The 23,797-nt window shown below is 63.1% G+C and carries 19 protein-coding genes and 1 pseudogene; 13 read left to right on the forward strand and 7 right to left on the reverse strand.

All coding sequences use genetic code 11. The features are described 5' to 3' along the window. Positions 1–2: 2 nt before the first annotated feature. The 9 genes from QK287_RS15945 (at position 3) to QK287_RS15985 (ending at position 9,556) form a co-directional block, all read left to right on the forward strand. Positions 3–608, forward strand: coding sequence for a DUF6668 family protein (locus tag QK287_RS15945; protein WP_282360747.1), 606 nt, complete (start codon positions 3–5; stop codon positions 606–608). A gap of 13 nt (positions 609–621) precedes the next feature. Further along, a complete protein-coding gene (locus QK287_RS15950) occupies positions 622–891 on the forward strand; it encodes a hypothetical protein (protein ID WP_282360748.1) in 270 nt (89 codons plus the stop codon). A gap of 27 nt (positions 892–918) precedes the next feature. Further along, the gene (locus QK287_RS15955; RefSeq protein ID WP_282360749.1) at positions 919–1,668 is read left to right on the forward strand and encodes a hypothetical protein; all 750 of its coding nucleotides are present in this window, start codon (positions 919–921) and stop codon (positions 1,666–1,668) included. A gap of 1 nt (position 1,669) precedes the next feature. Further along, the gene (locus QK287_RS15960) at positions 1,670–2,959 is read left to right on the forward strand and encodes a hypothetical protein (protein ID WP_282360750.1); all 1,290 of its coding nucleotides are present in this window, start codon (positions 1,670–1,672) and stop codon (positions 2,957–2,959) included. Continuing rightward, the gene (locus QK287_RS15965) at positions 2,946–4,454 is read left to right on the forward strand and encodes an SCO6880 family protein (protein ID WP_282360751.1); all 1,509 of its coding nucleotides are present in this window, start codon (positions 2,946–2,948) and stop codon (positions 4,452–4,454) included. The genes QK287_RS15960 and QK287_RS15965 overlap by 14 nt, the downstream gene beginning before the upstream one ends. After that, entirely contained in the window at positions 4,454–6,052 is a 1,599-nt protein-coding gene (locus tag QK287_RS15970; RefSeq protein ID WP_282360752.1) for an ATP/GTP-binding protein, read from the forward strand. The genes QK287_RS15965 and QK287_RS15970 overlap by 1 nt, the downstream gene beginning before the upstream one ends. Further along, a complete protein-coding gene (locus tag QK287_RS15975) occupies positions 6,049–7,818 on the forward strand; it encodes a type IV secretory system conjugative DNA transfer family protein (protein WP_282360753.1) in 1,770 nt (589 codons plus the stop codon). The genes QK287_RS15970 and QK287_RS15975 overlap by 4 nt, the downstream gene beginning before the upstream one ends. Positions 7,819–7,829: 11 nt before the next feature. Next, positions 7,830–8,285 carry a DUF4913 domain-containing protein gene (locus QK287_RS15980; protein WP_282360754.1) on the forward strand — a complete coding sequence of 152 codons (456 nt, stop codon included), beginning with the start codon at positions 7,830–7,832 and terminating at the stop codon, positions 8,283–8,285. Positions 8,286–8,461: 176 nt separating this feature from the next. Next, on the forward strand, positions 8,462–9,556 hold the full coding sequence (locus QK287_RS15985) for a pentapeptide repeat-containing protein (RefSeq protein ID WP_282360756.1): 1,095 nt from the start codon (positions 8,462–8,464) through the stop codon (positions 9,554–9,556). Between the two features lie 108 nt (positions 9,557–9,664). On the opposite strand, the gene QK287_RS15990 is transcribed toward QK287_RS15985, so the two are convergent. Genes QK287_RS15990 through QK287_RS16000 form a run of 3 tightly spaced genes read right to left on the reverse strand, consistent with a single transcriptional unit; the run spans position 9,665 to position 12,963 of the window. Continuing rightward, on the reverse strand, positions 9,665–10,897 hold the full coding sequence (locus tag QK287_RS15990; protein ID WP_282360758.1) for a hypothetical protein: 1,233 nt from the start codon (positions 10,895–10,897) through the stop codon (positions 9,665–9,667). 30 nt (positions 10,898–10,927) lie between these two features. Next, complete coding sequence (locus tag QK287_RS15995; RefSeq protein WP_282360759.1) at positions 10,928–12,568, reverse strand: relaxase/mobilization nuclease domain-containing protein; 1,641 nt, start codon at positions 12,566–12,568, stop codon at positions 10,928–10,930. After that, a complete protein-coding gene (locus tag QK287_RS16000; protein ID WP_282360760.1) occupies positions 12,568–12,963 on the reverse strand; it encodes a MobC family plasmid mobilization relaxosome protein in 396 nt (131 codons plus the stop codon). The genes QK287_RS15995 and QK287_RS16000 overlap by 1 nt, the downstream gene beginning before the upstream one ends. A 223-nt stretch (positions 12,964–13,186) precedes the next feature. On the opposite strand from QK287_RS16000, the gene QK287_RS16005 reads away from it, so the two are divergent. Beyond that, complete coding sequence (locus QK287_RS16005) at positions 13,187–13,486, forward strand: hypothetical protein (protein WP_282360761.1); 300 nt, start codon at positions 13,187–13,189, stop codon at positions 13,484–13,486. Positions 13,487–14,077: 591 nt separating this feature from the next. Here QK287_RS16005 and QK287_RS16010 read toward each other — a convergent pair. After that, complete coding sequence (locus tag QK287_RS16010; RefSeq protein ID WP_282360762.1) at positions 14,078–15,418, reverse strand: ParB/RepB/Spo0J family partition protein; 1,341 nt, start codon at positions 15,416–15,418, stop codon at positions 14,078–14,080. A gap of 1,113 nt (positions 15,419–16,531) precedes the next feature. Here QK287_RS16010 and QK287_RS16015 point away from each other — a divergent pair. Further along, a complete protein-coding gene (locus QK287_RS16015) occupies positions 16,532–18,568 on the forward strand; it encodes an EAL domain-containing protein (protein ID WP_282360763.1) in 2,037 nt (678 codons plus the stop codon). 75 nt (positions 18,569–18,643) lie between these two features. Next, entirely contained in the window at positions 18,644–19,381 is a 738-nt protein-coding gene (locus QK287_RS16020; protein ID WP_282360764.1) for a hypothetical protein, read from the forward strand. 194 nt (positions 19,382–19,575) lie between these two features. Here QK287_RS16020 and QK287_RS16025 read toward each other — a convergent pair. Both QK287_RS16025 and QK287_RS16030 read right to left on the reverse strand, forming a co-directional pair. Then, positions 19,576–19,795: pseudogene (locus QK287_RS16025) on the reverse strand (hypothetical protein). A 547-nt stretch (positions 19,796–20,342) separates the two neighbouring features. Continuing rightward, complete coding sequence (locus tag QK287_RS16030) at positions 20,343–21,449, reverse strand: IS110 family transposase (protein ID WP_282360769.1); 1,107 nt, start codon at positions 21,447–21,449, stop codon at positions 20,343–20,345. Between the two features lie 668 nt (positions 21,450–22,117). On the opposite strand from QK287_RS16030, the gene QK287_RS16035 reads away from it, so the two are divergent. After that, a complete protein-coding gene (locus QK287_RS16035) occupies positions 22,118–23,014 on the forward strand; it encodes a hypothetical protein (RefSeq protein ID WP_282360766.1) in 897 nt (298 codons plus the stop codon). 324 nt (positions 23,015–23,338) lie between these two features. Here the strand turns inward: QK287_RS16035 and QK287_RS16040 are convergent. Then, positions 23,339–23,797, reverse strand: a 459-nt coding sequence (locus QK287_RS16040) for an IS3 family transposase (RefSeq protein ID WP_282360767.1), incomplete at its 5' end; no start/stop codon positions are given.

Raw genomic sequence — 23,797 nt, forward strand, 5'->3', positions numbered from 1 at the left:
TCGTGCAACAGTCCCTGAACCCCTGGATCACCCATCCGGCCCCCGCCGACGGCGCAGACACGGCAGTACAGGACGCGTATGTGCCACCGGCGGCCGTGATCAATGTGCCTCTGCGGGGAATGGTTGAACCCGACGCCGCAGACCGTCTGGCCCGACGCACCGTGACAGGCTCCGCAGCGCTGTGGGTCACCGGTTCCCACGGCGGGTCCGGGGAAAGCCGCATCGCAGACCTGATCGACGGGGCACGCCCCACCGGTCACTGCTGGCCTGTCCTCCAGGACGGCACCAAGCCCCGGGTGCTGCTGGTCTGCCGCGCCGACATGCGCGGCCTGACAGCTGCACAGAGCGCACTAACCCAATGGGCATCAGGCGCGGCACCCGCGGTTGACCTGCTCGGCCTTGCCGTCCTCGCGGACGCACCCGGGAAGACTCCCAAACCGTTGCGTGACTTCGCCGCCATCATCGGCGGGGGAGCGCCCCGCCTCTGGACCCTGCCCTGGGTCGAGTCCTGGCGGCACGGGAGCGCCACCACCCCGCCGGCCCGCGAATACCAACGCTTCATCACTGACTTAGCCGCCTTGGCTACCACACCCAGCACCACCAATTGAAAGGTCTCTCACCATGAACTCCTTCTCCGCAGTTGCAGCGTCCGTCATCCCCAACCCCACCCCGGTCGTCCCGGCAGAAGCCGGCGGTCTTCTCACCGTCCTGAACTGGGCTTCCGGTATCGGTCTGGTCCTCGGCGTCCTGGGCGTGATCATCGTCGGCATCGGCATGGTCATCCAGCTCCAGCGCGGCGAAGGAGCCCAAGCCATCGGCAAACTCGGCTGGGTCCTGATGGGCTGCATCATCATCACCGGCGCCGCCGGCATCGTCCGCGCCTTCGTCTAAACCAGCACCAACAACGGGAGGTTCACCATGAGCCAGTCAACAGAGAGCACCACCGAAAGCAATCCGTTCACCAAACCCGGTTTCATCATTGCTGCCGCGCTGGTGGTCGCGCTGATAGCAGCAGCCGTCGTCATCTTCCTGCTACCCAAAGGCCAGGACACCGCCCAGGTTGCCCCCGCCGCATCGCCGGACAGCACCACCGCAGCAGCACCTACGAAGTCAGCAGACGCGGCCGGCAAAAGTGTTTGCGGGCTTCCCTCAAGCACGGAAACAGCCTTGGGAACAGCGCCGAAGTCCAAGTGGGAACTTGTAGGAAAGATTGCCGCGCCCACCGACCCCAAGACCTTCGGTCCGGGCATGACAGACGAAGATGGCTTAAGATCATGCTTCGCAAAGTCCCCCACCGGCGCCCTATATGCGGCCGCGAACATCTTGGCTATGGGCTCGTCTGGAGATCCTGTCCTCAGTCAGAAAGCAACGGACAAGCTCTTGATGCCCGGGCCGGGCCGGGATATCGCCAGGGCAGACTCCTCGTCAAAGCCCACGTCGAACTCAACCGTTCAATTTCGCGGCTTCGTAATCAAGAGCTATTCACCCACCGCAGCGAACGTTGACATCGCCTTTCAGACCGACAAAGGGATGCTTGGGCACGCGGTCCTTCCTTTGCTATGGGCCGATGGGGACTGGAAACTGGCAATTGCCGACTCCGGTCAATTGATCAATGAAATAGCCCAAATTCGAGACCTCAGCGGCTTCATCGCGTGGTCGGGAGCCTGACGTGGCAGAAAAAGCATGCGGAGCTATTGATGCCGGATGTGCAGTCGGCAACTGGGTCTCAGGGCTCGCCGATGATGCCATGGGCAATATGGCCAAAGCCATCATGGAGGGCATGAGTCAGATGGTGACGACTCTGTCGACTTTCTGGGTGTCCATGCCCACGGTAAACCTTGCCAGTGCGGACGGTGCGACGCCGAGCCCCGTTGTTTCTGCGGTCAATAGCGAGTTGTTGCCTTGGACGCTGGCGCTGGCGGTCTTGGCGGTGATTGTCGGTGGTATCCGGATGATCTGGGAGCAGCGCGGGGCGCCGCTGAAGGACCTTTTGCGGTCCCTGGTCACTTTGACCTTGGTGTCGGGTCTGGGTCTGGGCGTTATCTCGATCCTGGTGATCGCGGCGGATGCTTTTTCGGCCGCGATCATCGACCGCTCCACGAACGGCAAGGGCTTCGCCGATGCAATGAGCATCCTGGTCATGACCAACCAGACCGGGGTCGGGGTGTTTATCCTCATCGTTCTGGGCCTGATTGGCCTGATTGCCTCCCTCGTTCAGATCGTCTTGATGGTCGTGCGCAGCGGCATGTTGGTGATCCTGGCGGGCATTCTGCCCACGACTGCCGCTTTCACGAACACGGAGATGGGGAGGCAGTGGTTTCAGAAAGCAATCGGCTGGACTATCGCGTTCATCCTCTACAAACCGGCTGCGGCCATTGTCTACTCGGTCGCTTTCCTCCTCATGGGCAGCAAGGGCCAGAACGCCTTGATCAGCTCCATCACGGGCTTCACGCTGATGGTCGTCGCTCTGTTCGCTTTGCCGGCGCTGATGCGGTTCGTGACGCCGATGGTGGGTGCCGTCGCTTCCGGCGGTGGAGCGGGGGCCGGGGCAGCGGTCGGAGCCATGGCCACCGGCGCCGTGTCCATGGGCCGTGGCGGCAGCGGTAAAGGCAACGCCTCCCCGACTCCAGCAAGTACACAGAGCACCCAGTCGGGCGCATCTCCGAAGGGCAGCAACGGAACAACCGGCCCCAGGGGAAATGGCGGCCAGCCGACACCCGGGGCCACCGGTCCGGGTGGGGCGGCCAGCGCCGCAACAGCCGGTGCAGCCGGCACCACCGGCGCCGCCGGGGCAGGGGCTGCTACCGGCACCGCCGGTGCCGCGTCGGGAGCAGCGTCAGCTGCGGGTCCGGCTGGTATGGCCGTCGCCGTAGGAGCACAAGCAGCGTCCAGGGTTTCCCAGGCCGCACAACAGACCGCGCAGGATTCGACCGGGGAGGGCCCCAGTGGCAGCAATTAATACCGAATACAAGGAACCGTCCTACGGCAACTGGCGTGTCCCGCGCTCAGCGGGCCTGGGTAACCTGGGCGCGATTGGCACTGGCATTGTCATGGCCGGGTTGTTGCTGGGCATCATCAGCTTCGCGATCTGGGGTCTGTTCCCGGGCTTGGGGGTCCTGGCCGTGGCCGGGGCCAGCGCCCTGTTGCTGACGGTCAAGGACAAGCACGGCCAGTCCGTTGTTGACCGCTTCGGCACCCGGATGAGCTTCCGGCTCTCCAAGTCCTCCGGAACGAACCTCTACCGTTCCGGCCCCCTTGGTGTGACGGCCTGGGGCATGTACCAGCTGCCCGGCCTGGCCGCGAAGTCGACCCTGTACGAATTCACCGACTCCTACAAGCGCCCGTTCGCTCTCCTGCATGTGCCGACCACCAGCCACTACACCGTGATCTTCTCCACCGAACCCGACGGTGCGTCCCTTGTGGACCCGGAGCAGGTCGATGCGTGGGTCGCGAACTGGGGCGGCTGGCTCGCCGGCCTCGGAGACGAGGCGGGCCTGGACGCCGCCGCCGTGACGGTCGAGACCGCCCCGGACTCCGGCTACCGGCTCCGCAATGAGGTCACGATGAATATTGACCCGAATGCACCGGAGTTTGCCAGGAACGTCCTCAACGAGGTCGTCGACACGTATCCGGAAGGTTCGGCCACGGTCCGGGCCTGGGTATCCCTGACCTTCAACGCCTCCCTGCGGGCCGGATCGAAGAAGCGCACACCCGAGGACGTGGCCCGCGACGTTGCCTCCCGGATCCCGGGCTTGTCGGCGCGGTTGCAGTCCACCGGCGCCGGGATAGCCCGGCCGATGTCCGCGCAGGAACTCTGCGAGGTCGTACGGATCGCCTATGACCCGCCGGCTGCCCTGATCATTGATGAAGCCCACGCCGCCGGGTCCCCGGTGTCCCTGACGTGGGGCGAAGTCGGCCCCACCGCGACGCAGGCGAGCTGGGATGATTACCGGCATGACGGCGCGTTCTCGGCGTCCTGGACGATGACAGGTGCCCCGCGCGGGTCCGTCAACTCTTCGGTGTTGTCCCGGTTGCTGGCCCCGCATGGGGACATTGACCGGAAGCGGATCTCGTTGCTGTACCGGCCGATGGATTCCGCCCGTGCCGCCGCCGTGGTGGAGCGGGACCAGAACAACGCCAACGTCCGCATCACCTCCGGGAACCGACCCTCCGCCCGCGCCCTGGTCGATGCCCGCTCCGCCGTGCAGACGGCACAGGAAGAGGCCCAGGGTGCCGGGCTGGTGAACTTCGGCATGGTCGTCACGGCCACCGTGACCGACAAGGACCGCCTCCCCGACGCCGTGGCCGCCGTGGAACAGACCTCCGGGACCGCCCGGGTGCTGCTGCGCCGCGCCTACGGCGCCCAGGACACCGCGTTCGCCGCGTCCCTGCCCCTGGGTCTGGTCCTTCCCAAGCACAGCCTCCTGCCCTCCGAAATCAAGGATGCCCTGTAATGGCCCGCATGAAACTCTTCACCCGCCCCGCCACAAAGGTCACAGCGCCGGTCAAGGCCGCGCCGAAGAAGAAGACGGAGAAGGAACCCCGCCAGCCCGGGCCATCTGCCCGGGGCTGGACCGGACGCGGCGGCGGCATGGCCCAGCTCGTCCCGTCCGTGAAGGAATACCGGGGAACCACAGTCCAGGTCTGCGGACTGTGGCCGTTTTCCTCCGGTGCGTCCTCACCCATGATCGGCGTGCCGCTGGGCCGCCACGAGGAAACCCAGGCCACGGTCTGCTGCGACCCGATCAGCTGGTTCCAGCGCGCACGCCTGATTTCTAATCCGTCGGCGTTCATCCTCGGCAAGCCCGGGCTGGGAAAGTCCACCGTGGTGCGGCGGATGTTTATTGGTCTCTCCGCTCAGGGCGTCCACCCCCTGATCCTGGGGGATTTGAAGGGTGAGCACGTCAAAGCGGTCCAGGCCCTCGGCGGGCAGGTCATCAAGCTCGGCCGCGGCGTCGGATACCTGAACATTCTTGATCCCGGCCAGGCCGTCGAAGCGGCGCAGCTGCTCGAATACAGCGGCCACCATGAGGACGCCGCCCGGGTCCGCGCCGACGCGCACGGCCGCCGCCTGACGATGGTCGTCTCCCTGATCACGATCAGCCGGAACAACCCGCCCACCGATCAGGAACAGACGATCCTGGACCGTGCCCTACGCGTGCTCGATGACCGGTTCGACGGTGTACCGGTCCTGAAAGATCTCCTGGACGTCATTGTTTCCGCACCCGATGAGCTGCGGCAGGTCGCACTGGACCGCGGCGACATGACCGTCTACCTGCAGGAAACCCGGGCACTGGAAGCAACCCTGCTGGGCCTGACCGGTGGCGGGAAGCTTGGAGAAATCTTCTCCCGGCACACCACCAACCCCATGATGCGCGACCGCGCCGTGGTCTTCGATGTCTCCAGCATTGACGAGACCGAAACGGACCTCCAGGCAGCAATCCTGCTCGCGTGCTGGTCCTATGGCTTCGGCACGGTCAACGTCGCCAACGCCCTGGCCGACGCCGGGCTGGAACCGCGCCGGAACTACTTCGTGGTTCTCGATGAGCTGTGGCGGGCGCTGCGCGCCGGTAAAGGCATGGTGGACCGGGTGGATGCCCTGACCCGGTTGAACCGCTCCGTCGGCGTTGGGCAGATCATGATTTCCCACACCATGTCCGACCTGCTGGCACTGCCGGCAGAAGAGGACCGGATGAAGGCCCGCGGCTTCGTGGAACGTTCCGGCATGGTGATCTGCGGCGGCCTCCCGGCCTCGGAAATGCCGTTGCTGACCTCGGCCATTCCACTCTCCCGGCAGGAACAGCAGAAGCTCATCTCCTGGCAGGACCCCCCCGCCTGGGACTCCCGCGGCGTCGACGTCGAACCCCCGGGCCGGGGGAAGTTCCTGATCAAGGTCGGCGGCCGGCCCGGAATCCCGGTCCTGGTCGGACTGACATCCATTGAGCAGGGCCCGGACGGAGTCAACGACACCGAGGGTAAGTGGCGTGAAACCCCGGACACCCTCCTCGAGCCAATGACCCTTGACGTACCCGTCGAAGGAGGCACGCTGTGAGTGCACCGAACCGTAAAGGTATGGGCCTCGGCGATGCCCTGCTGGTCTGGATGGCCATCGGCTTCATCATCATCTTCGGCGGCGGGACCTACGCAGCCGCACACCTGGGCTCATGGATGGCCGGCATCAAAGCACCTCCCGCCCATCCGATTGACTTGATCGCCGGGCTCATCAAGGGCCGGGTACCCTGGCCCGTCCAGTCCACCGTCGCCGCGGCCATCATGGCCGGCGTCGTCATGGTCCTGACCATCGTCGTGCTCGTGGCCTGGAGGAAGGGCGCGTCCAAACGTGCCCGCGTCGATAAGGCCGCCCGGTACCTGGGCCGGGGTAAATCCCTCGCCGCGTTCTCCGAGAAGGGCGCAAAGGCCACGGCCGAGCGGCTGGGCGTGACAGATACCCCGGGCATCGTGGTGGGCAAGGTGGTTTCCACCGGCCAGAAGTTCATTCAGTCCTGGGAAGACCTCAGCCTCGATATCTGGGGTCCCCGTACCGGTAAGTCGACTTCCCGGGTCATGCCCGCGATCCTGGACGCACCGGGTGCTGTGGTGTCGACCTCGAACAAGCGCGACGTCGTGGACGGCACCCGCGGCGTCCGCGAGGCAACGGCCCCGGTCTGGGTCTTTGATCCGCAGAAGATCGCGCAGGAGGAACCGGACTGGTGGTGGAACCCGCTCTCCTACGTCACCGACGAGGAGAAGGCCTACAAGCTCACCCAGCACTTTTCCGTCGGCTCACGCGTCCCGGGGTCCAAGCCGGATGCCTACTTCGACCCGAAGGCCGAAGACATCCTCTCCTCGTACTTCCTCGCGGCCGCGCTGGGGGAGCTTCCCATCACGCAGGTCTACCTGTGGGTGACGGAGCAGGTCAGCCAGGAACCTATCGAAATCCTGAAAGAGCATGACTACGAGCTGCAGTACAAGGGCCTGGAGTCCACGCTGAAGCTGGCCGACAAGCAGCGCGACGGTATTTTCGGCACCGCCGAGAAGATGATCCAGTGCCTCAAGTCCAGGAACACGCTGCGCTGGGTCGCCCCGATAGGCGGCGCGACGGTCGCCACGGATGCCCGGCGGCAGTTCAACCCGCACGCGTTCGCGGCCTCACAGGAGACGATCTACATTCTCTCCAAGGAAGGGGCCGGCTCAGCTTCCCCGCTCACCACAGCGTTGACGGTGGCGATCGCTGAGGCCATGGAGGAACGGGCCGAACGCAGCGGCGGCCGCCTGCCCAAACCTGCGCTGTTCGCCCTCGATGAGCTGGCCAACGTAGTCCGCTGGGCAGCCCTGCCGGATCAGTTCAGCCACTACGGCTCCAAAGGCCTGATCGTCATGGGCATCCTGCAGTCCTGGTCCCAGGGCGTCGAACTGTGGGGCGAGGCGAACATGCGGAAAATCTGGTCGGCCGCGAACGTCAAGGTCTACGGCGGCGGCGTCGCCGAAGAAGGGTTCCTCCGGGCACTCTCGGACCTGATCGGGGACTACAGCTACACCAACGTCTCCGTCTCCTCCGGAAAGTCCGGCTCCAGCCGCTCCCGCCAGGAGGGCAAGGAACGCATCTTCGACGTCTCCAACCTCGCGGAACTGGACCGCGGCCGCGCCGTCGTCCTCGCCTCCGGTGCACCCGCCACGCTGGTCCGCACCATGCCCTGGTACACCGGCCCGCATAAGGACGCTGTGGAGGCGTCCATCAAGAAGTACAGCCCGCGACCCGAAGAAGAGGCTGTCCCGGTACCTGCCGCTTCGGTCGCTAATCCCTGGGTCACGGGCTAGGAGGTTCCGAGATGACTACCGACATCGGCCGCTTCAGCTCAAACGACGCCGAGACACCCGCAGACGCCCCGGCAGAAGAGCAGAAGCCTTCTGAACTGGTCTACGGCTCAGCCGAAGAGTTCCTGCACGAACAGCTGCTGCCAACGTACGTCCGCGACGTCGACGGCCGCGCCGCGAAGTGGTGCATCGAGTGGTACTACCACCCGGAAGCAGTCACCCGGGTAGAAGCTCTGTGGCGGGCCTGGGAACACCTCAGGCTGGACGGAGCCACGGGCATCAGTGTCTGGTTCAAGGACCACGCGGACCACCACATGAGCGTGATGCTTGACCCACGCGGCCCGTTCTACAAATGCGACATGCAAAAGCACCGCGACCCGGAACACCTCGAACCCAAGAAGGCCCCGGCAGGCTGGTTTCACGATGTTCGTCTGGATTTCGCGCGGTCGTCTGGCTCTCCCGGACTTTGACGCCGAATTGGATCGGGTCGAGTGTATTTGTCCCCTGTCTCGTGGGCTTTCTACCTGTGCCCATTCTCGAACGCGGCGTAAAACACGCTGGGTTCAGCTCAAGACAGTCAGTGGACGAGCAGTGCAAAACCGTGCCAAGACTGTTGAGAACGGCCATCTTTGCCTATCCTAAGACGATGGCCAAACCGCCGCTTTGGGGTCTACGCGTGGGACGAAGCTTGCGAACAGCGAGACGCCGAAACCAGGAGACGCTCCCGACCGGCAGTGTCCTTGCGCCATCACGGCTATGGTTTCCAGAAGGGGTCCGGGCATTCATCCTGCGGAATGTTGCGATCGCCCTCATCGTAGGCGCGTCGGCGGGCGTTGTCTCGGGTGAGATCATCACCAAGGAGCAGTCAAAAATTAACGACGATCGTGCATCTCGCGAAAGGGCACTGGCTTCCGAGCAAGCTAAGCAAGCCACCCGCCTCGAGAATCTTCGTTTCATTCGTTCATTTTCGAGCTCTGCGCAACTTGACAGGCCTTTTTCGAGCATAGATCTGCATGGAGAACCGCTAATGGGTTTGAAGCTGGCAAACGCGCGCCTCGACAACGCTGATCTTGGTTCTGCAGACCTGAGCGATATCGATCTAGGTGGCGCCAAGATGGCTTCAGTGAATCTCAATTCCTCCCAATTGCTACGCGCAAACCTACGTGGTGCAGAGCTTTTAAACGCCAACATGGAGAACGCCGATCTCTCGGTTGCCCATGCAGAGTCGGCGGACCTGTATGGCGCAAAAATGGCTGGCGCCAGAATGCACGAGACCCACCTCGAAGGTGCGCGCTTAGAGCGCGCCGACCTTCGTCACGTAAAAGCGGTCCTTAAATCCAAGTACGGGGGCTTTCGCACAATGATCGTCTACCTCATGGATGCTCACCTCGGGTCGTCCGACATGACTCATGCGGACCTGACGGAGGCTCGTCTCGACCGCGCCGACCTCTATGAGGCGAACCTGACGGATGCAGTCCTCGAGTACGCTAACCTTCAGAACGCAAACCTCAGCAGGGCCCTCATAAAGGGGACCAACCTCACCAATGCAAATCTGTCCGGCGCCGATCTCACTCGCGCTGACCTAACGGGCGCTAACCTAACGGGCGCCAACCTAACTGGCACCAACTTAGCGGGCGCTAATCTTCTTGAGAGCCAGCTGGGCAATATTTTCTATGACTCGAACACGTCATGGCCGGACAATTTCCATCCGCCCCAAAGCCGCGCCTCTTTGGTTGGCTAGCGGCTCCGGGCCCCACTTGGATCTTGTCCAACGCCACGCCTTACGGAATATATCCAACTTACGCCATTACGAAAACCACTTGAGCCCACGCATTAAGAGTTTGTCCTGCTAGCGCGTGGGACCGCTTTTGCCACGTTCAGCGCCCTTGGCTGCGCCTGCACTGGATTTCCGGGCCTTAGCTGCACCCCTACCCTGTGTCACCGCCGCGATCGGGTGTGTTCCTTCGCTGCGCGCTGCGGCCAGCCGACCTCGAATCTGGTTCCCTGTGGCTCCGCTGTTCTCCAAGGACTCAGCAAACTTTTCGTGCTGTGCGGCTGACCCGTACCCGGCGGCCGACGCGGTTTCTGTTTTGAGGCCCTGATCTGTGAGCCAGCGGCTGTCGTTGCCGGTGACACGGTTCTCGATCTCGCGGCCGACGCTTTCCATGCGGGCGAAGAGTTCTTTTTCGGCTCGTTCGTACCGCTGCTCCACGGGCGTCCTTTCGGACCCGGTGAAGCCGCCCTCTGCCAGGAGTTTGGCTTCGTGCAGGTCCTTGGCGGCTTTCACGAATTCGGGATCCTCGAAGTGGGAATCTCCGGCTCCGTTAATGTTTGCGGTGGTTTCTTTGCGCAGCTGGTCGATGTCGGGGCCGTTGATGCCGTCCTTGCCGATGAGGAACAGGCGTTCCTGCACGGTGGCGTCGGCGGCCGCCACTGCTGCGGGGGTCTTCGCACTGTGCGCGGTCTGCAGTGCCTGGGCCAGCTCGGGGTTGGCCAGGTACTCCGCGGGCACCTGGTGGCGCTCCATTTCGGGGGCCAGCTCGGCGGCCTGTGCGCGGATTTCTTCTGCGCGGGCAGCGGCGAGCAGGCGCATTGCTTTCTCGTGTTCGGCTGCGGCCTTGCGTGTCTCTTCCTGGCTGCGGGCCAGCTCGTCCTGACGCGCCTTTTCCGTGGTGATGGACTGGATCCCTGATTCCAGGTAGGCGGCGTCAGTGCCGACGTCGCGGGTGTCGATGCCGTAGCGCGTGAAGACTTCCTGACGGATCTTTTCGGATGCGGCGAGTGCGGTGGGGTCGTGGTCTTTCCAGCCTTCAGCGACGGCGTGGGCCGTGGCAATGTCGTGGGGTTGGGCTTTGTCCCACCACTGGTCCTTTTCCACAGGAGCGAGCGCTGCGTGGGCTGCGCTGCGTTCGGCGGCGAGACGTGCCTGTGCTTCGTGCGCCATCTGGGCGTCTTGGTGTTCATTCTGCCGCTGGGATTCCTGCCGGCGGCGGGCCAGAGTCTCGGCAATGCGTGAGGCGATCATCAGCGACTGCCGTAGCCCGCCGTCCACAACATCGTCCATTCCATCTGCTTCACTCATCGTGTTCCCCTTGCACTAGTGGTGTGAGTCTTATCGGTCCAGGCCCGGCCCGGAATCGCGTCGGCTGGGCTGGTAGGTCTTGGCCGGCGTCGCCGGTGTTGGCGTTGCGGGCACTGCTGATCCCGGGCGGATGGGGACCATGCCGCGCCGGGCGATGTCGATTGACCTGGGCGGCACTGCTGCTTCCGTAGCCGACTGCTGTTCTGCACCCACCAGCACGGCCTTGGGCATGGTGCCGGTGAACGGGGCAAGCTGTTGCTCGACCACTGCTCGGATGCGCTGCGCCTCCCTTGTCCGTCCGGACTGCTGATGCATTTCATAGACGGCGAAGGCGGTGTTGATCAGCTGCACCATGAGTGCTGTTTGGGCTGCCGTTTTGTTTTTGCTGGACGCTGCCATGAACAACATGGCTGTCCCGGCAATCGACGGTAGCGCGACGGGTTTGCTGTGCTGTCGTGGTGCGCGGAGCTGGGCGGTGCGGGATAGTTCGGCGGCGGTGGCCGCCAGCGGTCCCGGTGTCGGTTCCAGCCGGTAGGACCACGCCGCGAACGCCCCGGATACTTCCCGGGCCGCTTTCGCCCACGTCGCGTGATCATCACGCGGAATGGTGCGCAGCTGATCCGCCAGCGCGGTCGCGTTGCGGGTGTACTGAACCCACATTTCCGCCGGCGGTGTTGCGTTCTCGGGGCCGGTCCTGGACACGGTGCGTTTGTTGCGGGCCGCCGCGTTCCACTCCGCTGCAGCTTCCGTTGCAAGGTGCGGTGAGTCCATCCACTCTTCACGCAAAGCACCGAGCTTGAGATCGGAGGCGAGGGTGCCGCCGCCGAACCAGATGGGCCGCTCGCCCTGCTTCGGGCGTTCCGCTACGGAGTACCCGACAATGACGTCGGTGGTGTTCTTCGCGTAGCGGGGACGGACCAGCATGCCGGTGTCGCGGGCACGCCGCACGAACTCACCTTCGGTTGCGGAGGAGCTGGCGCTGGCGCGGACCTTCCGTGCCAGCGATGAGCGGTGCATTTCCCGTTCGTCGCGGACGGCGGTGGCCTTCTCCGCCTGGTCGTAGCCGCGGGTGGCGTGCACGGTGGAGAGCTCTTCAAGCCCGTACTTGACCTCCAGCTCACGGCAGGTCTGCTGCGCCTTCTTGTAGTCACCGTGCGTGGAGGCTTTCGTGCCGTCCTCGCGGACGAGGGAGACGGCCAGGTGGATGTGGTGATTGCCGTTCTCGGACGTGCCGTGGTTGACCGCAGCCCACCGGCATTGCGCCTTTCCGCTGGCTTCGGTGAATCCCATGGAATCCACGAAATCGTTCGCGATATCGCCCCACTGCTGATCCGTCAACGCGCCCTCTTCGGCACGCAAACTCAACGAGCAGTGCCACACGCTGGCGTCCTTGTACCCGACGTGGACGCGTTCCTTCTTGGCCGCATCCCACTGCATGTCCTTGATCTGAACCGACACACCGAACAACTTGCGCGGGCGGTCTAGATGCTTGGCAATAGCAAGCGCATCTTCACGGTCCAGGACACCGTCGTCGTACCACGACATGATCGCAGCATCCCCAGCAACAAGGTGTGGATCACTGTGGGCGTTCTTCGTCATATTGGCGTCGGTGGAGGCCAGGTAAACCATGAGCCCGCCCATCCGCGAACCACGTGTGATGTTGGGGATCACTACGGAATCAGCCCGTCAATGGCCTGGTCGATACGCATGGCAACCGAGCGCAAATGTTTCATGGCTTCCCGCGCTTCCGCAGGGACTTCGCTGGTGGCGTTCGCGTGCCTGGCAATCTGGTTGATGTTGCTCGAAGAACGAGCCAGAAGATTATGCAGCTGCATCATTTCCGCAATGATCGCCCGCCGCTCCGTCGGGGAATCCGTCCTCTCCGACAGTGCCGAAGAAATCAAAAGGTTGGGAACAGTAACCTTCTCGCGTTCAGCTCTCGCAACGAGAGCCGCCTCTTCCTCCACCGTGACCCACACATCACGACGCTTCTTTGTACCCGCCGGAGTGTTCTCACGCCGCCGGCGAAAAAGCTTGGAACGGGCAGAGCCTTCCACTTCACTCATCTCCAAACCTCCTTCAAAGGCCCAGCGCAGCGACCCCGGAACCGGGGACCACACCGACCAGTGTGCCGCACTCGAACGCCAGTGTCGAGCGCGCCAAGCCACTTACACCCGTGTAAGTCTATAGCTTGCTCCGGACGGTCGGGCCTGATGGGTTTTTCGCCTCGTGTGTGTGGTCTCCGAAAACCTGACTTCTGGTGTCAGTCCAGGCCGGTAGGGTTTGGGTATGGATATCAACGACATCGCCGCGAAAGCCGCCGCCAAGATCGACGCCGCCCGGGACACCAAAGTGAACGCCGTGAAGAGGGCCGCTGCCAGCGGTGTCGAGGTCCAGGAGGCAGCCCAGGTGCTCGCCGCGGCAGAACAGAAATACGCCAGAGACTACCAGGGCGCCCTGCGCGCGGACTGGACCGAATCCGACCTGCGCGGCTTCGGTCTGGACGCACCGACTAAGAAGGCCGGCGGGCGTCCGCGGGGCCGGAAGGCCTCGCAGGAGCCAGCTCCCGTGGCTGGCGTCTCGGAGTAGTAACCCCTCGCCCAGATGGGCACGGCAAAAGCCCAATCGCTCCGCTGCTTTTCCCGCACACATCTGGACGACGGGACCCACCTGACCGCCTGCACACAACCACCACGTCACCCTCCCCAGCGCACGTCACCCTGGGTAAGCGATGGCTGTGCACAGTCTCCTTAAGGAGCGGGCCGGGTCGGAAAGATTTGAAGACCAGACTTCCGCGTTCCGAGTGTGTGCGCGGTTAACGTTCCGAGTGTGCGCGGTTAAACAGAAAAGGACCGGCCTAGTGGCCGGTCCTTCCTGCTCCTCGGACAAAGGAAAACTGTGATCCAGCTTAGCTGAATGTTGCGCCGAGCCTGAACGGCCGACTGGTCATCGTATTGTGCGCGTGGTGCCACATTGCGGGGCGCGTGGTCTGCCGGCTGGAGCCGCGGCACTTTGATGGTTACTGGCGGTCGCGTCAAACGGCGGTCCGCCGCTGATGACCGACTTCTTTGGTTCGCACCGGGCGGCGGACCGCCCGACCTCTGGAAGGTTCCCGGCCATCATGTGGTGAGCGGCCGGACGGCTGCATTGGGGGATTCAGCCGTCCGGCACACCTTCAGATTACGCTGATCCTGCGGTGCCCTTATCCAGGATGATCTGCTCGACCGGGCTCGCCGTGTACCCCCAGGCAATGAGCCGTGTCAGGTAGTCAATGTGGCGGATACTCGGGGACCGCCATGAGTCCTTGGCGATGGTCTTCTCATACCCGGCGCAGACCAGCGCGATCAGGGATACCTCGGGCCGGGCCGTGGACCTGGCCACGTGGGCCCGCAACGGGTTCCAACCCCAACGGTCCGAGCTCTCCCCCGCCTTGGCTCCGGCCATCTCGGCGGCGACGGTTCCCTCGTAACCGCTGGCCGTTTCGGGATGGTGGGTGATGGCATGAACGGTGAAGTGCTGCCATCCCTTGGGCGGCTGCTTCTTTGTCAGAAGCGCCTTCACAAAGTCGCGCCGGACCACAGTAGCCGACTGCATCAGCTTGTTATTTTCGATAAGGGTTTTCCGCTCGGCTTTCTGCTCCTCCGTCATCGGACCCTTGTTCGCCGCTGACGCGCCGTAGCCGCTGTACCGGAGCGTGAACCCCAGCTCCTTCCATCCGGCCACGACCGGGACAGTGGAGTGATGGCCGTTGTAGGACGTGACCACGTGCACGGCGTTGGCGTCCTCTTCGGTGGCCGGTTCCCCGTCTGCCCGGTTCAGCGAGGACACCCGGACGTTCTCGCTGTCCCCGTCGTATCCGGCCCGTTCCACTACGGTGGTCCCGGCGGCTTCCAACTCGGCGGTCAGCGCCGCGAGGGCGGCCGCGCGGTCGCGGCGGTCCCGCAACTGCTGGGTGACGTGGGCGAGCATGTCCGGCTCATCGGCGATGACCGATTCCAACTCCTCCACCGCGTCACCGTCAGTGGCAAACTCGGCCAGAATCAGGGCCGCTTCAATCGTGTACCCCTTGCCCAGAGCGGCGGATCCGGTGTCGGTGGATTTCGCCTTCAGGGCACTCTCCACGGTCGTCTTCGTCCGTCCGGTCTTCTTCGCGATCGTGGCCGCTGACACGCCGATCAGGGACAGCTGGTGGTAGGCCTCAGCCTCGTCCGCTTCGGTCAGCTCGGCGCGCTGGATGTTCTCCACCACCTGCGTCACGATCCGCTCGGCTTCCTCGGGGGACCCGATGATCATCACCGGGATGCTGTCGCGCCCGGCTTCAACGGCCGCGCGGGTGCGGCGCTGTCCCATCAGGACGTGCACGGTGCCGTCGTCCTTGCGGTGGGCGATGACCGGTTCCATCACGCCGTGTTCCTTGATGCTGGCAATGAAATCCGGGGTCAGGGCCGCGTCTTTGCGGACGTTGATGTCCATGGTCAGGGTGGCCGGGTCGAGCATTTCAAGGGTCGGTGTGGCGTTCATGGTGTTGCTCCTTCTTGTCGGGGCGTGAGGACCAATGCTCGGGAAAGTCACGTTAGTGATTGGTCTTCCTTGATTTGGCGACAATTTTGTTCCTGAGTTGAGGATGTCGGTTCTGTTGCTTCCAGGGTTTTCCGTCGTTGTTTTCCAACACGGCTTATCGACGTGGATTTCGCTGTAATTCGCTCTTTGGGGACGGGTGTTGGCAATCCCTCGTTTCTCGACAAGATGCTTAGCGTGACTTACGCGAGCATTGGTCCTCAACCCCCTTGTCCGAGAAGTTGGGGTGAGTGGGGCGGCTCAGGTGACCGACCAGCTCCCCTGCTCCCCCGACGCTTCTATGTCTGTCAAGCGGCTGGAGTCGGGTGCTGGCGCGGACCATAGCGGGGCGGCTTTGGTGACCGGCCAGCTTCCCCTTCTCCCGTTGTTTTGGCTGCTGGCGGAGCTTGCGGAGCTGTGGCCGACGGAGGCCTGTCTACCCGTAAGGGCAAGGGGCGGGAAATTCCCGGAGGAAATCAGCGACGTAGGAGCGCCGCAGGGACATTTCATGCCCCGCAGGCCCCGACGAAGGAGGGGCTAGACGGGACGGAGCGGACACGTACACTCCGTCAGGACAGCAGCCAAAACGTCGTAGACGCAACAGGGCCAGGGGGTGCGGAGCTCGGCGACGGCGCGCCCTGGATCCAAACCGCCGGCCGCGCCAGCGGACGCCCGATCCTGTGAGCTCTGCGAACATGCTTTCCCAGGAGCCACGAATCCCCAGAGGAAGCTGGCAAGGTCGCGGGATGCGGGCGGCAGCTGATCGGTCCGCAGGCCTCTACCGCGGGTCGTGCGACCAGCGAGGAAGCCGGCAACGCGCGCTGCTGCTGTCCCTTGTTGGAGCGGCTTTCACGGCATGAGGAACCCGAGGAACTCCTGGACGGTTCCGGGAAGGGTCCTGCCCGCGATGACGTGTGGGGTTTCTGGGTCGGGGTCTTGAGTCATTGGCGGATTTCCGCGACGCGCCTTCGGCTGGTGCGACGCTAATGGGTGAGGAAGCCGGACGCTTGTACGCTTGTACGCTCATGGTCACAGTGGTCGTGGTGTGGTGTCGTTGAAGGAAAGTATGGACCTGGGATGAATGAACACGTGGCCGGCGATGAGGGTCTTGGCCCGGTGCTCGCCGCTGCCCGGGCGGCGACCGCTGACATCGCGCTGATAACCGATGCACAGCAGGACATTATCTTTGTCCCGGACTCTTTCACCGCCATGACGGGGTATACGCAGGCCGAGCTGATTGGCCTGAACTGTCGTGTCCTGCAGGGGCCGGGCACCGAGCCGGCCACGATACGCCTCATGCGGGAAGTCCTCGCCTCAGGGGAGGTCTTCGAAGGAGAAATTCTCAATTACCGCAAAAACGGTTCGGCGTTCTGGACAGCGCTGAAGATCATCCCGATGCGCGTCGGCGCCGGCACCGAAATCACCCATTTTGTGAGTATTCAACGCGACATAAGCAACCACATGGCCGTACTGACGCAGCTGCGGAGCCAAGCGCTTCACGACGCTGTGACCGGGCTCCCGAACCGGACGGCGGCCGAACGGGCCGTCGGGGAAGCCGTAAATCGTGCACTTGACCGGGATGTGACGGTGGCCGTTGGTCTGATTGATCTGGACGACTTCCGTCTGGCGAACAACACCCTGGGCCACGCCGCCGGGGATGAGGTGATGCGGCAGTGGGCGGCCCGTATGCTCTCAGGTCTGAGGGAAGGCGACGTGCTGGCCCGAATGGGCGGGGATGAATTCATCCTCATCCTCAGAAACATCACCCGCAGCACCGCGCAAGCGGACCTGTCCGGGATACTCGAACGGCTCCACCAAGCAGTTGAGAAACCCTTCACTGTTGACGGCGGGAAAGTCAGCATAGGAATGAGTTTAGGGGTCGCACTGGTCCCCGAGGACGGCACCAACAGCCGGTCCATTCTTCGCAGCGCTGATGAGGCACTCTACGCAGCCAAGAACCGCCGAAACAATCGGAGGACCTGGTGGGAGACCGCGGAACACGCCAGCACTGAAGACCATGGCCAGAGTATAGGTACCGGTGGAAGCCCCGGCACAGGAGAAGGAGCGGCCGACGCCGACTACCTGGGGGCGATAGCGGCCGGCAATATAGAGGTTTACCTTCAGCCCGTGGTGGACCTTCGTGACGGGTCGGTGCACCTGTTCGAGGCCTTAGCACGACTGAAACTGCCCGGTGGACGCGTCGTTGGGCCCTACGAGTTCCTGCCTCAGCTCGGAACTGACGGGCTAAGCGCCTTGTTCGCAGACGTCCTTCGAAAGGCGTTGGAAATCCTCGCAGCATGGGATCAGGAAGGTATCCGTCACAACGTGTCAGTGAACCTGCCACCAGCAGTCCTGCTCGACGGGTCAACACCAGCGCTCATCCAAAAACTGCTCCGTGCCCACAACATCCAGCCGCACCGTCTGGGAATGGAACTGCTGGAATCAGAAGACATAAGCCTCGAGGAGCAGCGCACTACCTTGCGGGACCTCGTCGACTCTGGCGTAGGTCTTGCTATGGATGATCTCGGATCCGGTTACAGCAGCCTGCAAAGACTCTCATCATTTCCGTTCAACGCCATCAAACTCGATCGCGGATTGCTTCTCCACGTCACAGACAAGCCCGTGGAAACGCTCAGCATCATCGCGACCCTCATTCAACTGGGCCGTGACCTGGGGATGGACGTTGTTATCGAAGGACTGGAGAACGAAAGCCTGACCGAAGCCGCGGCCGTCCTCGGCGCACCCTTGGGCCAGGGCTATTACTTCGCCAAACCAATGCCTGCGGAGGACTGCCTTCGGTGGGCTGATTCCTTCGCCCTCCAATCACACCTGGCCCCGATCCAGACCCCGCTCGGCGCATTGGCCTATCACTGGCAGTTCGCCCGCCTGGCCGCACCGCACCCACTGGAACTCGAACGCTGCCCCATGACCCGATTCATCCACGCAGCAGACGCCTCAGCCGAGGTGAAAACTTGGCACTCACATCAACACGACATATCGGGCCTGCATCCCGGTTCCAGCCAATTCCTCATCGGCTGGCTCACCCCGCAGATCCGCGAACACAGCCCACAAGACTCCCACGCACTTGTTCCCTGTCCCTGCCCACCTAGCTAGCGGCACCGGACGTAACAGGTCGCGACACCCCGCCGGCGGAAAACGAAAGCGGCGGAGCCGAGAAACAGAAGAAACGTGATGATGATATTCAAAGTACGTCCGGTGAGATGGACGATGAACTCCCCTGTAGAAAAAGCCCTGGCCCTGATACTGCAGGCTTCTCAGACGAGGGGCTTCACTTGCCGGCACAACAGCAGCGCAGTGCAGATCAATATTCCCGGCTCGGTTCTTAAGAGACGCAAAGAAGAGCGCCTAGCAGGCACCATCCTGCCAACAGCACAGGGCACTGAAATTTTCTGGGGAACGCCGGTTCCGGGGAGCACAACCTACGAGCACCTTTTGGCCGTGGAAAGCGTCCTTCCTGAACAAGTGATCGATTATCAGGGCCTCCTGGAGGCTGCAGAAAAAGCAGGAGTCGTTCCATCAGGAGTAAGGGCTTTACGTCACCTTGTGAGCTTCATGAAGCCGGGCGAAGGAGCATCCGCAGTCGGAAAAGGATACGTCCAGGACCGCCCCGCGTGTGTGGTCCTCACGGATCAACGTCTGCTGATAGTTGACCTCCTCGATACGCCCGCGGCTGCTTTGGCGGACTCGCCAATCAAGGAAATCCATAAGCTCGTGCTGGGAAAGAAGACCAGCGGGGAAACCCTCAGCCTGTACTCCGGAGCCGGAAACGTCACAATATACGGTCTCGGACACGGTGAAGGTTACGGAATCGTGTCCCGCTACCGGCAGGCTGTTCAGGAAATCAAAGGCCCGGCACTCACCAGACAGTCACTGGAGACCGGCCCTCCCTCAGGAGAAGATGAGTAGCCAGGAATGGTTTCACACTCTGCGCCAGATCCCCGCCGGACTCACTCACTCCGGAGGCCCGGCGTACTGCAACTCATCGCTGTCATCCCGGATCCCCTCCCTACCAGCGCCCGAGATTTCAGAAGCAGTTAACGTTCCTGCGCGCGAGCTGCGACATCGGCCGCATGAGCCCCGGCTTAGACGCGGTCGGAAACTTAGAGGCGGTGGAGCCATCGGATCGCGAGGCTGCACACGACCAGTTTGGATAGGTAAGGTACCCGGATGTCCGGGTGGGCGGGGTTCTCTGCCGATCCGCCCGTCGAAGTACTCCTGTGCGGGCGAGGGATACCCGTCCTCGACAGCGGCCGGTAAGGTCAGCATCGACAACAACGACGCACCCGCAGCTATCACGCGGGGACCAACAAGAACGCCCACAACACGCCATTTATTCGGTTATATGTGCTAATAATCACGGCTCTTGGGGCCGCCAGAAAAACTATCGACTGGTGGGATGGGGCTTCGGCCGGGGCCGGGTTGTGCGCCAGGAGGGGACAGCTTGAGCTGTGCGGAGGGCGCCACCTGACCCCAATGGGCACAACCCCGGACGCACGGCACGCTACTGACGGAAAGTCGGGCCGCGGATCGTTGTCGGGGCATGAGGAAGCCTTCGCGCGAATCAGACCCGAACCCGGAGGCTCCCGGCTCTCCAGGCTGGGGGACTGGAGAGCCTCAATAAGGCGACCGGTCAGTAGGGACTCAGGGAAGGCCCGCCGGCACGGCCCCGACCAAACTTCGGACGCCGCAGTCGGGTCTCCGGGGAGACGGTCGAGACGTCTCAGATCCCTAGCGAAATGAGACGGGCAATAGCTGGGGAACCGAGTTTCATGGCCGAGTGCGGACTGGTGCCCCCAAGCAATCCAAGGGACTTAGGCGACCCCCTCAAAACCAGAATTGCTGATCCTGCGGAACGGACGATGTGCTCCTATTCCTCGCAAGGGTATGCCCCTGCAACGTGGGGTCGGGCCGGTTCCGCGGTGGCGTAAAGGGCGTTGAGTTGGCGGTAGAGGATTCGGGCGATGTAGCGCTTGAGGGATCTGCGGATTTCACGGTAGCTACGTCCTTCTTCGGTGCGTTTGGCGACGTAGTCCCGGGTTCCGGGGTCATGGACCATCCGGGTCATGGTAATGGTGTGCAAGGCTCGGTTCAGGCGCCTATCACCGCCCCTGTTGAGCCTGTGCCGGACCGTGTTACCGCTTGAGGCTGGCAAGGGATTCACCCCTGCCAGTGAGGCGAAGGCAGCTTCGCTGCGAACCCTTCCTGGATGCGACCAAGCTGTCAGGACAGCAGCGACCGTGACAGCCCCGGCGCCCACCATCTCCAACAGCGGCGCCGCGGGACTTTCCTGGATCAGCTCTGTCATGCGCTTCTGATTCGCAGCCAGCTGAGTGGTCACCTCGAGAACGCGACGCGCCAACCGAACTGCTTCCTCGCGCGCGATTGATAGTTCGATCTGCTCCTGGCGTTCCCGCCATCTGGTAATCGTGGCAATTTGGGCGGGAACCAGAGGTTTACGAGCGTCAATTCCCAGATCATGCGCCCGGAGGAGGGCGATGAGTGCATTGACGTTCATTGTTCGGTCCCGGGTCAACTGATCCCGGGCTGCGCTCAGGATCCTAAGTCCGGCACGGGCCCCTTCATCCCGACGCGGAGCTCGAAGCTGGGACTCCTCTAAGCCCAGGACGGTGGTTCCGATGGCTGCGGCGTCCAGGGGGTCGGATTTGCCGATCCCTCGGCGGCCGCGGGCGTTCATCCGTGGAGCTTCGGCGACGTCGTAGCCGGCGTCGGTTACTGCCCTGGCCAGGCGCGCCCCGTAAGAGCCGATACCCTCAACGGCCCATAGACAAGCCATATCGCCGTCTGTCCGTCGGCCGACCCAGGCAAGTGCGCGGGAAATCCCTGCCGAGGTGGTCGGGAACTGCTCGCAAGCGACATGTCGCTTGGTACTGGCGTCAATGATGGCGTAAGTGTGTGTGCGGGCGTGACAGTCCACGCCGATGACGAACGGGCGGGTCTGCGCAACGATAGTCAACGCGGCCACCCTCCTTCCTTTCGAACGGGCAAGATTGGTCGCATCGCGACCGGCACTGGACCTGGGAAGAGTCACTTCGAGGCAATACTGTGATGAGCCACAACCGCAGGGGCTGGGCAAGCTTCTAATCAAGCCACCGTCGTGGGACAGGTCAACGCCGGCCGCTCCACCCAGCGCGGACAAGTCGGGGGAAATGCACCCTCAAGGGGCAATAGTTTTTTCGAGTCACGCGCCAGGCAGAACGACCGGCATCAACACTGCCAGCTAGTCCCAGACCAGCCACTGCAAGACTCACAGTTGTTTTTTGGTTGCTGGCAAGCTCGCTTGCTCGGCGGCCGACGGAGCCCTGTCTACCCGCAGGGCAAGGTGCAGGAAATTCCTGGAGGAAATCAGCGACGCAGGAGCGCCGGAGGGACATTTCCTGCACCGCAGGCCCCGGTGGAGCCTGCGGAACCGGGGCTAGACGGGGTGGAGCGGACGCCTAGAATCCGAAGGACAGCAACCAAAAGACGTCGTAGACAAGACAGGGCCAGGGCGGGCCGGAGCCCTGCGACGGACAGCACTGGACCCAACAGCCAACCGCGCCAGCGGACGCCCGAGGGGGTGCGAGCCCTGCGAGCATGTACCGATTTGTTCGCTCATGAGGATCGTGGGGTTAAGGTCTACAAGTGCCTAATTCATCACATGAGATTCGAGACGTTTCCACAGTTAGCTGGGGAGGTAGCATTTTCGGCATTCTCAGCGGCTTGGCCCTTTTCCTGCCGGGAGCTCCCCAAACATTCATGATGGAGAATCCGCTGGTTGGCTGGCTAGGCTTTGTTCTAGTTCTTGCCGCCCATGGCCCACTTGCCCAGTGGTATCTGAAACGTGCACAAGCCGGCCAGTCCCGACTCTGGGGAAAAAAGGTAACGGAACTCTCGAACCACTGGGGCAGCGAGGAGGCCAGACTTGCTGCTCAGTTCACGAAGAAGGAATCCGAGCTCTCGAACCACTGGATCAGAGAGGAGGCCAGACTTGCTGCTCAGTTCACGAAGAAGGAGTCCGAGCTCTTCAGGATCAACAGTGAGAAGGACATGTTCCTGCTGAACGAGCGGTTGGAGAACATGAATATGAACGGCAAGTTCCACACCTACCTAGCCGAGGGCGTGGACCATAAGAACCTCGACTTCTCATTCATCTCCCAGCTCGAAGAGCACACCACCAGGTGGCACCGGGATTGGAGAGAATTTTTCGATCCCGAGATTACGAAGGTTTGGCAGAATTTCACGGCGGCCGCCGAGGCCTACGGATACAAGGTCCTCGAGTACACGTGGACAAAAGAAGAAAGCGATCGTCTGCACGTACCACCGGAGTGGAAAGACACAGACCATAAGCGGTATCAAATAGCCTTCAAGGAGCTAGACGCCTCCAGGACTGCCCTGTATGTCGCCCTGAATGAGCTCCATAGGGTTCAACACGCCAGGGGAATCACTGCTCCGCCACAAGCCTCCGAAGCGCTGGCAGCACCGGCAGGAATGGCTCGAAATAATCTCGTTGACCCGCCTCCCGTGCCCAAACAGATCTAAATTCCGACGCGAACAGAGGCAGTGTCCTGCTGCGGGTGAGTTAGAAGTTGTGGGCACCGGGGTATCCGAAGCCCTGCGAGCATACCCCGCCCCTCGTCTCCCCTGGATCCGCCCGTGCCGGCCCCGCTCTTAGCCTGGTCGGCACGCTGGCTGTTCCATCTGCGGTCCTTGCCGGGAATGGCGGTCCGCCGCCGGTGACCAGCGACGGCAGCCAACCACCGGCGGCGGACCGCCCGAACCTTTCGGCAGGTCCTGGTTCTTTGGTGAGGAGGGCGGTACTGAGGTGTGTCAAGGATGTGAGACAGTCGCGTAGTTTCGTTTTGGTCAGGCGGCCGCGGGTAGCGGCTGGTTTTTGGTCTTGAAGTTGGCCATCGCTGTGGCCGGCGGTAGGCCGGCGTTGTTGGTGTGGGGCCGCCAGCGGTTGTAGAACACTTCGATGTAGCGCATGGTTGCCCGGCGGGCGTCCTCGCGGGTGGCGAAGCTGTGGTGGTGGTAGAACTCGTTTTTCAGGGACGAGAACGCCGACTCGGCGACCGCGTTATCCCAGCACACCCCGGTGGCGCCCATGGACTGCCGGACGCCGTTGCCGGTGCACCAGGCGCCCATTTCCCGGGACGTGTATTGCGTGCCGCGATCGCTGTGGAAGATGGCATCCGGGGCCAGGTGTCCTCGGTCCCTGGCCATCGACAGCGCACCGGTGACGAGGGAGGCGCGCATATGGTCGGCCATGGCCCAGCCAACGACCATGCGGGTGCAGAGGTCGATGACGGTGGCCAGGTAGAG

The sequence above is a fragment of the Arthrobacter sp. AL05 genome (genome assembly GCF_029960715.1).
In the GTDB taxonomy this organism is placed as follows: Bacteria; Actinomycetota; Actinomycetes; order Actinomycetales; family Micrococcaceae; genus Arthrobacter.

Bases quoted from the DNA above. Each gene is read 5' to 3' on its own strand.
- QK287_RS15950 (WP_282360748.1), top strand. From the start codon at position 622: ATGAACTCCTTCTCCGCAGTTGCAGCGTCCGTCATCCCCAACCCCACC.
- QK287_RS15955 (WP_282360749.1), top strand. From the start codon at position 919: ATGAGCCAGTCAACAGAGAGCACCACCGAAAGCAATCCGTTCACCAAA.
- QK287_RS15970 (WP_282360752.1), top strand. From the start codon at position 4,454: ATGGCCCGCATGAAACTCTTCACCCGCCCCGCCACAAAGGTCACAGCG.
- QK287_RS15980 (WP_282360754.1), top strand. From the start codon at position 7,830: ATGACTACCGACATCGGCCGCTTCAGCTCAAACGACGCCGAGACACCC.
- QK287_RS15985 (WP_282360756.1), top strand. From the start codon at position 8,462: ATGGCCAAACCGCCGCTTTGGGGTCTACGCGTGGGACGAAGCTTGCGA.
- QK287_RS15990 (WP_282360758.1), bottom strand. From the start codon at position 10,897: ATGAGTGAAGCAGATGGAATGGACGATGTTGTGGACGGCGGGCTACGG.
- QK287_RS16000 (WP_282360760.1), bottom strand. From the start codon at position 12,963: ATGAGTGAAGTGGAAGGCTCTGCCCGTTCCAAGCTTTTTCGCCGGCGG.
- QK287_RS16005 (WP_282360761.1), top strand. From the start codon at position 13,187: ATGGATATCAACGACATCGCCGCGAAAGCCGCCGCCAAGATCGACGCC.
- QK287_RS16010 (WP_282360762.1), bottom strand. From the start codon at position 15,418: ATGAACGCCACACCGACCCTTGAAATGCTCGACCCGGCCACCCTGACC.
- QK287_RS16015 (WP_282360763.1), top strand. From the start codon at position 16,532: ATGAATGAACACGTGGCCGGCGATGAGGGTCTTGGCCCGGTGCTCGCC.